The sequence below is a fragment of the Mesorhizobium sp. CO1-1-11 genome, assembly GCF_020164995.1.
GTDB classification, from domain to species: domain Bacteria; phylum Pseudomonadota; class Alphaproteobacteria; order Rhizobiales; family Rhizobiaceae; genus Mesorhizobium; species Mesorhizobium australicum.
Genome location: NZ_JAIUHE010000003.1, coordinates 52,768 through 65,525, shown reverse-complemented (window position 1 = coordinate 65,525; position 12,758 = coordinate 52,768). Strand labels below are relative to the sequence as shown.

Below are 12,758 nucleotides of genomic sequence, written 5' to 3'. Positions count from 1 at the left end.
GGATTTTTGCCGCCCGCCCGCATCGTCACTGTGCCGTTCCTTCGGGAATGGCCGACGATTTCTGAAACCGGAGTGTCGATGCGGACCTGGAAGCAAATTGTCGTTGCGCTTGTGATCGTGGTCGCCGCCGCGGCCGCCTGGGCACGCTTCTATCCAGGCGCGCCGGAAGTGCTGGCGCGCTGGGGGATGGATTGGGCGTACGCGGCAACGCCTCCCGCCAGAAGCGGTGCGGACGGCGCGAAACAGGCTGGCAATCGCAATGGAGTCCGGCAGGTCAACGTCGTCGCCTTGCCTGCCGGTACGGCCACCATAAACGACCGCCTGCAGGCGATCGGCACCGGCCGTGCCAACGCCTCGGTGACCGTCAATCCCTACAGTTCCGGCCGTCTTGCCGAGTTGCTGGTCGAATCCGGCACTCATGTCGACAAGGGACAGATCATCGCAACGCTCGATTCCGAGACGGAGATCATCGCACAGGACCGCGCCAAGCTTGCCTTGCAGGATGCTCAGTCCAAGCTCGACCGCGTCAAGTCGCTGCGTGCCTCCAACGCGGCGACACCGGTCGCGGTCGCCGATGCCGAAGTGGTTCTGGCCGGCGCCAAGCTGGCGCTTCAGGATGCCGAGCTTGCACTGCAGCGCCGCTCGATCTTGGCGCCGATCACCGGCACGGTCGGCATCCTGCCGATCTCGGCCGGCAATTACGTCACCAACCAGTCGGCGATCGCCACGCTTGACGACCGGTCCTCTATCCTGGTCGATTTCCAGGTACCCGAGCGCTTCGCCGCCGCCGTCAAGGTCGGCGCGCAATTGACGGCGACGCCGATCGCCAATCCGAGCAACGCATACACCGGCACGGTTTCGGCGATCGACAATCATATCGACGAAAAGAGCCGCACACTTCTGGTCAAGGCCACCATCGCCAATCCGGCCGATTCGCTGCGCGCCGGCATGTCGTTCTCCATCACCATGAAATTCCCCGGCGAGACCTATCCGGCCGTCAGCCCGCTGGCGATCCTCTGGGGTTCGGACGGCGCCTATGTCTGGCAAGTCGAGGACGGCAAGGCCAGGCGCGTGCCGGTGCGCATCATCCAGCGCAACACCGAGACCGTATTGATCGGCGCGGAGATCGACAGCGGCGACATGGTGGTCACCGAAGGCACCCAAAGTGTCAGCGAAGGCGGCGAGGTTCGCATCGCGGGCCAGGAGCAGCGCGCCGCCACCGCCGCGGAAGGCTCATGACCGGCTCCGTCAACGCCGCCAGCGATACCGGCTTCGCCGCACTGTTCATCCGCAGGCCGGTCATGGCGTTCGTGCTGAACACCCTTATAGCCGTTGCCGGCCTCGCTGCCTTCTACGGTGTCGAGATCCGCGAATTGCCCGACGTCGACCGCGCCGTCGTCACGGTCTCCACGACCTTCGAAGGCGCGGCCGCCGAAACCGTCGACCGCGAACTGACCGACACGATCGAGGGCGCCGTCGCCCGCGTCTCCGGCGTCAAGTCGATCTCATCTTCCTCCTCCTTCGGCTCGAGCCGCGTCACCATCGAGTTCAACGACGGTGTCGACCTTAACGTCGCCGCCTCGGATGTGCGTGATGCCGTCGGCCGGGTCGCCAACCAGATGCCCGATACCGCCGATCCGCCGCGCATCGTCAAGGCCGATGCCAATTCCGACGCGGTGATGCGGCTGGCGGTGACTTCGGACACCATGTCGATCCAGGACATGACGGTGGTGGTCCAGGACCAGATCGAGGACGAACTGGCCGCCGTGCCCGGCGTCGCCGACGTTCAGGTTTATGGCGACCGCGACAAGATCTTTCGCATCGATGTCGACCAAAACAAGCTCGCCAGCCTCGGCTTCACGGTCGCCGACCTCCGGGCGGCGCTTGCCTCCGTCGCCTTCGATTCCCCGGCCGGATCGATCACAACGACCAACCAAGACCTGATCGTCCGCACCACGGCCGACGTGACGACGCCCGCGGAATTCGAAAACATCATCATCGGCGGCACGACGCGCATCCGCGATGTCGCGACCGTCACGCTCGGCCCCGATGTTGGCCAGACGACGCTGCGTTCGGACGGCAAGACCGGAATCGGCCTCGGCATTATCCGCCAGGCGGAATCGAACACGCTGGACATTTCGACGGGTGTCCAGGCCGCCGTCGCCAAGCTGCAGGAGAATCTGCCCAAGGGCATGTCGATCAAGATCACCAGCGACGACGCTGTCTTCGTCAAGGGTGCGGTGCACGAGGTCGAGATCGCGCTTGGGCTGTCGGTTACCATGGTGCTGATCGTCATCTACATCTTCCTGCTCGACTGGCGCGCCACGCTCATCCCCGGCCTGTCGATGCCGGTCGCCATGATCGGCACCATCGCCGCCATCTATCTGGCCGGCTTCTCCGTCAACATCCTGACGCTGCTCGCTTTGGTGCTGGCCACCGGCCTTGTCGTCGACGACGCCATCGTCGTCTTGGAAAACATCGTGCGACGCCGCAACGAAGGCATGGGGCCGCGTGCGGCGGCCGTGCTCGGCGCGCAGGAAGTGTTCTTCGCCGTCGTCGCCACGACACTGACGCTTGTCGCCGTCTTCGTGCCGATCTCGTTCCTGCCCGGCCAGACCGGCGGCCTGTTCCGCGAATTCGGCTTCGTGCTTGCGATGTCGGTGCTTCTGTCCTGCGTGGTCGCGCTGACGCTTTGCCCGATGCTTGCCTCGCGCATGCTGACCAGCGCGCCGCTTCACCACGAAGGCGGCCAAGGCGTCGGCGCTCGCATCGGCGGCGTCTTGAATGCCGGCTACAAGCGCGCGCTGCACGCTTGCCTCGATGCGCCCTGGATCGTGGTTCTGGTCGCGGTGCTGTTTGCCGGCGTCGCCTTCGCGCTGTTCGGCACCATCCGCCAGGAACTGACGCCGACCGAGGACCGCGCCGCCGTGCTGTTGCGCATCAACGCCCCGCAAGGCGTCAGCCTCGACTACACGACGCAGCAGATGCAGAAGATCGAGCGGCTGATCCAGCCGATGCGCGATTCCGGCGAGATCCGCTCGACTTTCGAAAACGCCGGCCAGAACGGCTCCTACAATTCTGGCTTCATGGTGATGACGCTGGCGCCGTGGGACGAGCGCAGCCGCAGCCAGCAGGAGATCATGGCCGAGATCAGTCAGTTGACCAGGCAGGTGCCCAGCGTGCGGATCTTCCCGGTCCAACCCAACAGTCTCGGTATCCGCGGCGCCGGCAACGGCCTGCAATTCGCTCTGGTTGGCAACGACCGCAAGGCGCTTGGCGATGCAGCGGTCAAGATCATCGCCGAGATGCAGAAGGATGGGCGCTTTCAGACGCCGCGCCTGTCGATCGACCCGACGCAGCCGCAACTGGCCGTAGCTATAGATCGTGAGCGCGCCTCCGATCTCGGCATCGACATCACGGGGCTCGCCAACACCATGCAAGCCATGCTCGACGGCAACGACGTCGTCGATGTCTACATCGCCGACCGCAGCTACGGCGTGAAGCTGGTCTCGACGACCAATCCGATCAACGACCCGACCGACCTGGAAAATGTCTTCCTCAAGACCGCGGATGGCCGCTTCGTGCCGATGTCGACCATCGCCACGCTGACCGAGCGCGCCGTGCCGCCGTCGCTGTCGCGCGAACAGCAGCAGCCATCGGTGGCGATCACCTCCAACCTCTCAGGCAATTTCGCGCTTGGCGATGCGCTGACACGCGCCGAGCAGATCGCCACGCCGCTCCTGCCGCCTGGAAGCCGCATCCTGCCCCTGGCCGAGGCAGCGACTTTGGGTGAAACCAACAGCGCCATGGTCACCATCTTCGGCTTCGCCCTGGTCATCATCCTCCTGGTGCTGGCCGCCCAGTTCGAGAGTTTCGTCAGCGCCGTCATCATCATGGCGACGGTGCCGCTCGGCCTTGCCTGCGCCATTTTCGCGCTGCTGCTTTCAGGCACCAGCCTCAACGCCTACAGCCAGATCGGCCTGGTGCTTCTGGTCGGCGTCATGGCCAAGAACGGCATCCTGATCGTCGAATTCGCCAACCAGCTGCGAGATCGGGGCCTGGGCGTGCGCGAAGCGATCGAGCAGGCTTCCACCATCCGCCTGCGGCCGGTGATGATGACGATGATCTGCACCATACTTGGCGGTGTGCCGCTCGTGCTGGCCGCCGGCGCTGGCGCCGAGGCACGCGTGGCGCTCGGCTGGGTCATTGTCGGCGGGCTTGGCCTGGCCACCATCTCGACACTGTTCCTGACCCCGGTCGCTTATCTCCTGCTTGGCCGCTTCGTCACGCCGAAGACCCATGAGGAAGCACGGCTGAAGCGCGAACTCGAGGAAGCCGCCTACACCAATGTGGAACCGGCGGAATAGAGATACCTATTTCAGCAGCCGGCCCTCGATCGACCAACGCGCGGCAAGGAAGTTCAGCACGGCCGCCACGATGACCCCGCCGATCTTTGCCGGCCACACACCGCCGATGCCGGCGAAGAGTGCGATCGACAGGCTGGACACGCCGAGCGAAATCAACGCCCCAGCCGAGACGAAGCGCAGGAAGGCGTCATGCAGCCGAATGGCGTGATTGCGTTCGAACGACCAGAAGCCATTCGCCACGAAAGAGAAGACGACGGCAATCGACCAAGAGATGACATTGGCGGACAGCGGCGGGGCGTGCAGCTTGAGCAGCAGGAAAAAACCGGCAAGGTCGATGGCCGTATTTGCCAGTCCGACCAGCGCAAAACGGACGATCTTGCTGCCGGTCGAACGCCGTGGCTGAACGCCATTCATTCCCGGCCGTCCAAGATCTCGACACCGGCTCGGGCCAGGCTCGCGCCGAACGCATCCGAAGCCAGAACGCCGAATTCCACTTCGCGCACGCCTTGCATCGGGTCACGCGCGCACAGCGTTTGGTCGACATGGCCGGGGTGGCACATGAACAGCCCACGGTCCGACAGCGCTTCGACGGCAGCCTCCAGCAAGGGGGCGAACTTTTCGGGTTGCCGCCAGTCATAGATGCCGGCGAGCGGCTTCAAAACGGCAAAGCCGGCACGCTGCATCGATTGGTTGAAGCCGGCGGCCACGGCAGCGATTGCCGCGATTTTCGGTGCGGCGGCGGCATCGCTCAGCGCCGGAGCGCCTCGCAGCACCGGCCTGCCGGCAGTGTCGGGAAAACGTGTCCGCAGCCAGCCGCGCACGACAGGCAGGAAATGCACGTGCTGATGACCGTCGATGAAGTCGGGCTTGCGGCCCAGCGCCTCGACGAAACGGCTATATTGCGCGTCGAGTTCGGCATGGACGTCGCGCTCGTCGACCCGCCCGCGCAGGACCGGCAGGGCCAGCGAACGAAGCGGCGGCAACCGACCCTCGGGCGCTAGGCTCGATTTGCCTGTGACCGCTGGCTGGTCCGTAAGGGTCAGGTGCAGCCCGATCGCCGCGCGGCCGCGCAGCGGCTTTATGCGCGCCGCCGCCTCGGCCCATTCCGGAAAACCGGTCATGCAGCTGGTGCCGGTCAGGCGTCCGCGGTCGAGCAGGTCGAGAATGCCGGCGCAAACCCCTGGTGCCAGCCCGTAGTCGTCGGCGATCAGGCGAATGCGCCGCGTCATCCGCGGGACGCGCCCGGCGGCTTGTCGGGGGCGGTCTCGCTGAGCACCACATCGCGCACCAGATAGACCGGCCGGTCCTTGCTCTCGGACAGCGTGACCCAGACATATTCGCCGATCAGGCCGAGCAAGGTGAGGTTGAGGCCGCCGAGCAGCACGACGGCGACCATCAGGCTGGGGTAACCAGGCACGGCAACGCCGTAGAACATCACCTCGAAGAACACTTTGGCGCCGTAAACGACGCCCGCCAGCGCCGCCAGCATCCCGCTCAAGCTGATGATGCGCAGCGGGATGACGGAAAACGATGTAAATCCTTCCAGTGAAAAGGCGATCAGGTTGAGCCGGCTCCATTTCGACGTGCCGATGGGGCGGTTTTCCGGCGAATAGGGTATGGCTTTCTGACGGAAACCGGCCCAGGCGAACAGGCCCTTGTTGAAGCGCCGCTTGTCGCGCAGGCTGGTCAGCGCACGCACCACGGGACCGCGCATGACGCGAAAATCACCGGCGTTCTCCGGAATGTCGAAACGCTGGCTGCTGTTGATCAGGCTGTAGAAAAGTCGCGCCAGCTGGCTGCGCCGCCAGCTCGCCTCGCGGCGGTCGTTCTGCGCGTACACGACGTCGATATCGGGGCTTTCCACCAGCTCGGCGATCATCTTCAAGCTGATATCCATGGAATGCTGCAGATCCGAATCCATGATCAGCACCATGTCGCCACGCGACTGGTCGAGGCCGGCGAGCACCGCGACCTCCTTGCCGAAATTGCGGCTGAGGCGAACGATCTCCCACGATCCCGACAGGGCTTGCGAAAATCGCCTGGCGCCATCGTCGAGGCTGCCGTCGTCGACCAGGATCTTGTGGACGACCATGCCGAAACGGCTTGATACCGCTTCCTCGAGCCTGTCGAGCAGGGCGGCAAAGGCCGGCGCCGATTGCGCCTCGTTGAAGAAGGGCGCCACGATGTCGAGTTTTTGACGCGGATCAGCCATGTGCAACGGGTCCGACGCTCACGATCTTTTCGCGCGCCTTGGCCCAGAACCACCAGATCAGCGAACAGGCGATGAAGGTGACCGCGATCGGCCGGAACCAAGGGTAGAAGAAATCATGCATGTGGCGCTCGACGCTGGTCAAACCTGTGAGGAACAATACCGTCGACAGCACCGTGGCCAGGACGCCGCCACGCTCCTCCCGCCACAGTGTGGCGATAGCGAGGCCGGCGGGCACGGCGATCATGGCATAGGTATTTGGCTCGACACGCGGATTGAAGACGCACATGTAGAAGGCTGCCGCCAGGAAGATCGCCAGTCCGGCAATTCCAGGCTGGAGCTTGCGGTCGAACCAGAGGACGGTCGACAGCGTAAGCAATGCCCCGACGATGCGCACGATCGTGGCGGCGAACTCAGGCATGGGAAGCCCGGCCGAGGTGAAAGGCGCCGTGAAGTCGGTAGGGACAAAGTGGCCGGACTTGTCGACGGCCATGGAGGTCAACATGCGGGCGAAATCACCGTACTGCTGGTTGAGGTAGCCGGCAGGCGCGAACGCGTACGGTATGGCCAGTACCAACAGCACTGCCAGCACGAGCACGGGTACCAGCCGCAGGCGCAGGGCTCCCACCAGCAAAAGCATGATGATCGCGGTCGGTTTGGCGATGATGGCGACCGAAGCCCAGAAGAAGGTTTCGGCGCGCCGCCCTTCGAGCGCCGACAGGGTCAGGAGCCAGCAGGCCGCGGTCAAAAGGATCGTCGCCTGGCCGTTGCGGATGGCACCCAGCGCCATCGGCAGGGCAAGGAAGAGGCCGAAGGAAAGCAGCCATGGCAATTCCTCACCGCCGATTTTGCGCACTTGCCGCATCGCCGCGAAGGTGAGCGCTGCGAAGCCCACCACATGCCACACCACGCCGCCCAGATAGGGTCCGAGCTTCAGCACCGGCAGGTAGAGCGCGGCGAAGGCTGGCGCATACAGGTACCCCATCTCGGATTGAAGGTTGTACAGCGGCCGCCCGCTCAGGAACGCTTCGCTGCCATATCCGTAGGCTTGCGTCACCGTGCGCGTGCCGGGCGACCATAGCACCAGGCCGAGAACGATCAGGAATGCCCCGATCCACATGCCCAGCCCCAAACGATCGAAAACCGGCTTGGAAATCGTCATCAATTCACCCCGCACGCCATGGGGGAAGACGCCTCAGCCTTGGCGCCCTCCCGGCATTCGATGGCGGCGACATATCACGGACAAAGCGACGAGGCATAGGGGCCGAAAGACGCGGCGATCAATTTCGGGGATTGTCAAGGATGGTCGACCGAACTGGAAAAAGCGTCCAGAAAGCCTGCGATCGCCCTTCCGGCGCCGCATAAGACGGCATCAGGGCCGGATGAACACCTTGCCGTTGGGCTTGGCCAGTTCCGCCGGCATTCGCGCCATTGCCTCGGCCAGCGGAATGATCGCCGTCACGTCGGTCGACCAGCGTCCGTCGGAAAAACGCTTCTGTGCCTCGAGGACCGCCGGACCTCGCCGATCCCTGGATTGCCGCATCCACTCGCTCAGCCAGAAGCCTTCGATGTGCTTGTGCTGGAAGATCAGCTGGCCAGGCTCGCGGATGATCGTTGCCTCGGGATCGAGCCGGCCGTAGATGATCCAGCGCGCCCCTTTTGGCATCGCGTTGAAGATGGCTGACGCCAGCGGCCCGGTGACGGCATCGAGGAAGATGCGCGGCTGTTCGGCCTTCATCACCTCGCGCAGCGTGGCCTCGAAATCCGGCGCCTTCTCGTTGAGGACATGCGCCGCGCCAAGCTCTTTCAGCAACGCGATCTGCTCGTCACGGCGCACCGTGACAACAGGCCGAAACCCTTCCTCCCTCGCCAGCCCGATGATCAGCTTGCACAGCTGGCTCGCACCGGCGGTCATGACGAAGGCCTTTTCGCCTTCCTGTTTGACGATGTCGAACATGGCGATCGCGGTCAGCGGATTGACGATCATCGCGGCGCCATCCTCGTCTCGAACCGTATCGAGAAGCGGTATGCAGGCCGCCGCCTCGGCGACGGCATATTCAGCCCACGACCCCCAATTGCTCAGACCGGTGGCGAAAGCGACGCGCTTGCCGACAAGGCTCTTGGGATGGGGCGCCTCGCCGATCGCGACGACCGTGCCGACACCCTCGAAGCCGGCCGGACGGCCCTTGGCGCGCGGCTGGCCGTACTGGCCCTTGATGAAGGCGACATCCGATGGATTGATCGAAGCGAGGCTGACCTTGATCAGCACTTGACCCGGTCCCGGCGCAGGCACGGCGATGCTGCCCAGCTCGAGATACGGCTCCATCGCCTCGAGCGCACTGCCGCTCGGCGTCCTCGTATAGCCGTCACCGACCAAGAGCAGCGCCTTCATTTCGGAGGGGATCGTCATTGACGGTATTCCTTGTTTGTCAGCGGCAACGCTGCCGGGCAGCGCTCAGGTCTTTTCATGCGTGTATTTCTTCAGCTCCATGCGTGCCACCTGCCGCCGATGCACTGCATCGGGCCCGTCGGCGAGGCGCAGCGTCCTGAGATGCGTCCACGAGCGTGCGAGAGGCGTATCCTGGCTGATGCCTTGCGCACCGAACATCTGCACCGCCTCGTCGGTGACCTTGAGCGCCACACGCGGCGCGATGACCTTGATCTGGCTGATCCAGGGGGCCGCGGCCCGCGCGTCGCCCTGATCGATCATCCATGCCGCCTTGAGGCAGAGCAGCCGGGCCATCTCGATCTCCATGCGGCATTCGGCGATGATGTCGAGATTGGCGCCGAGTTTCGCCAGCTTCTGGCCGAAGGCCTCGCGGCGTAGGGAACGCTGGCACAGCATCTCCAGCGCCATCTCGGCCTGGCCGATGGCGCGCATGCAGTGATGGATGCGGCCGGGGCCGAGCCGGCCTTGCGCGATTTCGAAGCCCCTGCCCTCGCCGAGGATCAGGTTCGACGTCGATATCCGCACATTGTCGAAGCGAAGATGCATGTGGCCATGCGGCGCGTCATCGTCGCCATAGACCTGCATCGCCCGGACCTTGGTCACACCCTTCGCGCCCGAGGGAACCAGGATCATCGAATGGCGGCGGTGCTGTGGCTCTTCATCGCCGGCGGTCCGCACCATGACGATGTAAATGGCGCAGCGCGGGTCACCGGCACCCGACGCCCACCATTTCTCGCCGTTGAGCAGATAGTCGCCGCCCTGTCGCTCGCAGCGCATGGAAATGTTGGTGGCGTCGGAGGAGGCGACGTCCGGCTCCGTCATGAGATAGGCCGAGCGGATCTTTCCGTCCAGCAGCGGCTCGAGCCATTCCCGCTTGTGCTCGGCCGAGCCGTAGCGTTCCAGAACCTCCATGTTGCCGGTGTCGGGTGCCGAGCAGTTGAAGGTTTCGGCGCCCAGATGCGCCTTGCCCATCTCCTCGGCCAAATAGGCGTATTCGACGGTGGACAGGCCGTAGCCGCGCTCCGAGCCGGTCAGCCAGAAGTTCCACAGGCCGCGCTCCCGTGCGGTCTTCTTCAGCCCCTCAAGGATCTCCCCCTGGCGCTTGCTGTAGACCCAACGGTCGCCGGCCTTGCCGACCTCGCTCAGGAATTCCTTGTCGAGCGGCATGATCTCGTCGCGCACCATGGCCGCGACGCGGGCGTGGATCGGCTTCAACCGTTCGGTCATGCCGAGATTCATCTCCGTCATCGGTCGCTAACCCTTCATGCAGGCCGGGCATTTTGTCAGTGGCAAGGATGACCGTACTTCGGATAGCCTTGTCAACGCGAACTGTTTGCCCGCAGGCCGTGCGGAGGATTGTCATGAGCTATCTGGACGAGCTGTTTTCGGTCACCGGCAAGACCGCGCTGGTGACGGGAGCCGCGACCGGCATCGGCCGCATGGCGGCGACCGCGCTGATCAAGGCCGGCGCCAGCGTAATGATCGCCTCGCGCAAGGGCGAGGACTGCATCAAGGTGGCCAGTGAGTTGAACGGGCTTGGCGCTCCGGGCCAAGCGGAAGGCTTTGCCGGCGACGTCTCCAGCGAGGCCGGCATTGCCGCCTTGGTCGGCGAGGTCAAGGCGCGCACCGGCAAACTCGATATCCTCATCAACAATGCCGGCGTGTCCTGGGGCGCGCCGCTGGAGAGCTTCCCTTATTCGGCATGGGCCAAGGTGTTCGGCGTCAATGTCACCGCGGTTTTCCATCTGACGCGCGAATTGCTGCCGCTGCTCGATGCAGCCGCCAGCGACGAAGATCCTGCCCGCGTAATCAATCTGGGCTCGGTGATGGGAACGCAGCCGCTGGCCGACGACGCCTATTCCTACACCGCCTCCAAGGCGGCCGTTCATCACCTGACACGCACGCTGGCGCTCGAATTCGCCGGCCGCCGCATCACCGTCAACGCCTTTGCCCCCGGTCCCTTCCAGAGCCGTATGACCGCATTTGCCACCGGCACGGACGAGCAGGCCAGGCATGTCGGCGGCCATGTCCCGATCGGCCGCATCGGCACACCGGATGACATTGCCGGCGCAACGCTCTATTTGTGCAGCCGTGCAGGCAGCTATGTCACCGGCGCCATCCTTCCGATCGACGGCGGGCAGTCGGTGCAGCATGGGTTGACCTTGTTCAAGGAATGACATTTTCCGGCCGCAGAAGCCGGAGGTGAACTGGAGGACATGAGCGTGGAACCAATCAGTCTCGATGTGCTTCTGGCCAGTGTCGGCAAGGAGGTCGGCGTTTCGCCCTGGCGGGTGGTCACGCAACGCATGATCGACCAGTTCGCCGACGCCACCGACGACCACCAGTTCATCCACTGCGATCCGGAGCGGGCCAAGCGCGAAACGCCGTTCGGCGGCACCATCGCGCATGGTTTCCTGTCGCTGTCGCTGCTGTCGGCGATGACGTTCGAGACCATGCCGCCGCTGGAAAACGGCAAGATGGGCGTCAATCACGGTTTCGATTCGCTGCGCTTTCTCGCCCCGGTGAAGACCGGCGCGCGCATCCGCACCCGTTTCGTGCTGGCCGACGTCAAGGTCAGGCCGTCGGGCTGGGTGCAGACGGCGCACGACGTGACCATCGAGATCGAGGGCTCCAAAAAACCGGCGCTCACCGCCCGTTGGCTGACGCTGACCTTGCTTGAACGCCAGCCCGAGACAGCATGAACGACGCCAACGCGCTCGACCAGGCGACGCTCGCGCCTTACCTCGACGCGCATATCCCGGGTTTTTCCGGACTCGCGGCCATCGAAAAATTCGAATCCGGCCAATCCAACCCGACCTATCTCCTGACGGCGGCAAGCGGCCGTTACGTGCTGCGCGCCAAGCCGCCAGGCCAACTCCTGAAATCGGCTCACCAGGTAGACCGCGAATTCCGTGTGATGAAGGCGCTTTCCGGCACCGCCGTACCAGTGCCCGAAATGCTGCACCTGTCGACCGAGGATTCGCCCATCGGCCGCATGTTCTACGTCATGGATTTCCTGGACGGCCGCATCTTCTGGGATCCGGCACTGCCGGAGGCGCACGGCAACGAGGAACGCGCCGCGATCTACGACGCCATGAACGCCACGCTCGCCGCCCTGCACGATGTCGATGTCGAGGCCGTGGGTCTTGGCGATTTCGGACGCCCCGGCAATTACTTCGAGCGGCAGCTGGCACGCTGGACCGGCCAGTACCGTGCTTCCGAAACCGGCATCATTGCCGACATGGACCGGCTGATCGCCTGGCTGGAAACCCACCTGCCGGTCGATGACGGCCTGATATCGCTGGTGCATGGCGACTATCGGCTGGACAATCTGATCTTTGCGCCGGACCAGCCGAGGATACTGGCGGTGCTCGACTGGGAATTGTCGACATCGGGCCACCCCTTCGCCGACATCGCCTATCAATGCATGCAATGGCGCCTGCCGCATGCCTCCGGCTTTCGCGGCCTTGGCGGCATCGATCGCCCGGCCCTCGGCCTGCCCTTGGAAGAAGACTATGTCGCTGCCTATTGCCGGCGGCGCGGCCTCGCCGGCATCGGCAACTGGACGTTCTTCCTCGCCTTCTCCTTCTTCCGCCTGGCGGCAATCTGCCAGGGTGTCTACAAGCGGGCGCTGGACGGCAATGCTTCCAATCCGGAAAAAGCCAGGACCTATGGCGAGGCGGTGAAGCTGCTGTCGCACCTCGCCGCCGAGCTGATCGACAAGGAAGACTAA

General features: G+C 64.5%; 11 protein-coding genes. 5 read left to right on the top strand and 6 right to left on the bottom strand.

What is annotated here, in order from left to right; genetic code table 11:
- The first annotated feature begins 78 nt into the window (after positions 1-78).
- Positions 79-1,239, top strand: coding sequence for an efflux RND transporter periplasmic adaptor subunit (locus LB554_RS04250; RefSeq protein ID WP_224583266.1), 1,161 nt, complete (start codon positions 79-81; stop codon positions 1,237-1,239).
- Positions 1,236-4,367, top strand: coding sequence for an efflux RND transporter permease subunit (locus tag LB554_RS04245; protein ID WP_224583264.1), 3,132 nt, complete (start codon positions 1,236-1,238; stop codon positions 4,365-4,367). Before LB554_RS04250 ends, LB554_RS04245 begins: the two co-directional genes overlap by 4 nt.
- Positions 4,368-4,373: 6 nt before the next feature.
- Here the strand turns inward: LB554_RS04245 and LB554_RS04240 are convergent, their stop codons facing one another.
- The 6 genes from LB554_RS04240 to LB554_RS04215 form a co-directional block, all read right to left on the bottom strand.
- Positions 4,374-4,781 (bottom strand): GtrA family protein, encoded by a 408-nt coding sequence (locus LB554_RS04240; protein WP_140661756.1) that lies wholly within the window; start codon positions 4,779-4,781, stop codon positions 4,374-4,376.
- Positions 4,778-5,596: a ChbG/HpnK family deacetylase gene (locus LB554_RS04235; RefSeq protein WP_140713354.1), complete on the bottom strand. Its 819-nt coding sequence runs from the start codon at positions 5,594-5,596 to the stop codon at positions 4,778-4,780. Before LB554_RS04235 ends, LB554_RS04240 begins: the two co-directional genes overlap by 4 nt.
- Positions 5,593-6,579, bottom strand: coding sequence for a glycosyltransferase family 2 protein (locus LB554_RS04230; protein ID WP_224583262.1), 987 nt, complete (start codon positions 6,577-6,579; stop codon positions 5,593-5,595). Before LB554_RS04230 ends, LB554_RS04235 begins: the two co-directional genes overlap by 4 nt.
- Positions 6,572-7,738, bottom strand: a complete 1,167-nt coding sequence (locus LB554_RS04225; RefSeq protein ID WP_224583260.1) for a glycosyltransferase 87 family protein — start codon at positions 7,736-7,738, stop codon at positions 6,572-6,574. Before LB554_RS04225 ends, LB554_RS04230 begins: the two co-directional genes overlap by 8 nt.
- 210 nt (positions 7,739-7,948) lie before the next feature.
- Positions 7,949-8,986 (bottom strand): zinc-binding dehydrogenase, encoded by a 1,038-nt coding sequence (locus tag LB554_RS04220; protein WP_224583259.1) that lies wholly within the window; start codon positions 8,984-8,986, stop codon positions 7,949-7,951.
- 45 nt (positions 8,987-9,031) lie between these two features.
- Complete coding sequence (locus tag LB554_RS04215) at positions 9,032-10,273, bottom strand: acyl-CoA dehydrogenase family protein (protein WP_140618762.1); 1,242 nt, start codon at positions 10,271-10,273, stop codon at positions 9,032-9,034.
- 113 nt (positions 10,274-10,386) lie between these two features.
- Here LB554_RS04215 and LB554_RS04210 point away from each other — a divergent pair, with 113 nt between their 5' ends.
- From LB554_RS04210 to LB554_RS04200, 3 genes are read left to right on the top strand one after another with little or no spacing between them, the layout of a single operon-like run.
- The gene (locus LB554_RS04210; RefSeq protein WP_224583257.1) at positions 10,387-11,202 is read left to right on the top strand and encodes an SDR family oxidoreductase; all 816 of its coding nucleotides are present in this window, start codon (positions 10,387-10,389) and stop codon (positions 11,200-11,202) included.
- Between the two features lie 39 nt (positions 11,203-11,241).
- On the top strand, positions 11,242-11,727 hold the full coding sequence (locus LB554_RS04205) for a MaoC family dehydratase (RefSeq protein WP_023770549.1): 486 nt from the start codon (positions 11,242-11,244) through the stop codon (positions 11,725-11,727).
- Positions 11,724-12,758 carry a phosphotransferase gene (locus LB554_RS04200; protein WP_224583255.1) on the top strand — a complete coding sequence of 345 codons (1,035 nt, stop codon included), beginning with the start codon at positions 11,724-11,726 and terminating at the stop codon, positions 12,756-12,758. The genes LB554_RS04205 and LB554_RS04200 overlap by 4 nt, the downstream gene beginning before the upstream one ends.